Origin of the sequence: Massilia atriviolacea (genome assembly GCF_003953935.1) — a bacterium.
In the GTDB taxonomy this organism is placed as follows: Bacteria; Pseudomonadota; Gammaproteobacteria; order Burkholderiales; family Burkholderiaceae_D; genus Telluria_A; species Telluria_A atriviolacea.
On sequence record NZ_RXLQ01000058.1, the window covers coordinates 1 to 1,124 of the forward strand.

At 62.2% G+C, this 1,124-nt stretch carries 1 protein-coding gene; it reads right to left on the minus strand.

Annotation, left to right across the window (positions count from 1 at the left end; genetic code table 11):
* The coding region (locus tag EJB06_RS31500) for a reverse transcriptase domain-containing protein (protein ID WP_267876926.1) at positions 1-724 on the minus strand (724 nt) is incomplete at its 3' end.
* Between the last annotated feature and the right edge of the window lie 400 nt (positions 725-1,124).

Here is a 1,124-nt window from a genome sequence, read left to right on the forward strand (position 1 = left end):
GCGGCGACAGCGGACCGCCTTGCGGCGTGCCCTCGTGCCGCGACTGCACCACGCCATGGTCCATGATGCCACTGTTGAGATAGGCACGAATCAACCGAATCACCCCGGCGTCGTCGATGCGCTTCCGTAAGCGGTCGATCAGGATGTCGTGGTTGACCCTGTCGAAGAACTTCGACAGGTCAACGTCCACCACGATCCGCCGTCCCGACTGCACGTACGCTCGCGCAGCAAGTACCGCGTCATGCGCACGCCGGCCCGGACGGAAACCGTAGCTGTGCTCACTGAATGTGGGGTCAAGAATCGGTTGCAGCACTTGGAGCAGTGCTTGCTGGATCAGCCGATCCGTACCCGTAGGAATGCCGAGCTCGCGCTCGCCCCCATCGGGCTTTGGAATCGTCACCCTGCGTACCGGACTGGGCCGGTACGTTCCCGCCAACAGTTGTTCACGTATCTCCGGCCATGTACCAGCCAGATAGCGAGAGGTCTCGTCGATGTCCCGGCCATCCACCCCCGCTGCGCCCTTGTTGCGACGCACACGCTTGAACGCTTGCAGCAGGTTTTCCCTTCTCAACGCCGCACGCAGCAGCATTAATCCCGCGTCTCCTGACACATGCCGCGGGCAGCAAGCTTCGCCGCTGGAAGTTGCAGCCAAGGCTTCACCCTGGCCGCTGGCCTCCCGCCCCGCTGACGCGGGCATCTGACGCATTGCCTGCTGTATCGACATGCCGGACAACACTCCTACTCGTTTGGTCCTTCGTTAGCGGGCTCGAGCCTTCCCGGCGCTACCACCAACTACTATGACCTCTGCTGAGACCCTGCTACGGCAACGCCGCCGTCCTTTCAGACGTAAGGCAGGGCGTCCCCAGGTAAGGGCCGCACTCCTTCATCACACAACCGCCGCATCTACGCTGCTTCTCCTTGACCACAAGAGCTTCGCGGTTCATGGCCCGCTCGCCCTGATCGGCAGCGCCTTCTATGCAGTTCTTGTCCATCGGCTCATGATTTACGATTCACGCTTCCTCTCCACGGTCAGTTACCCTTCCGCAGTTGCGCTTCACTTCGCTCACTGTGGTCAGCTCGCGGCGGGACTTTCACCCACAGGAGTGCGCCCATGCTGGGCGCAC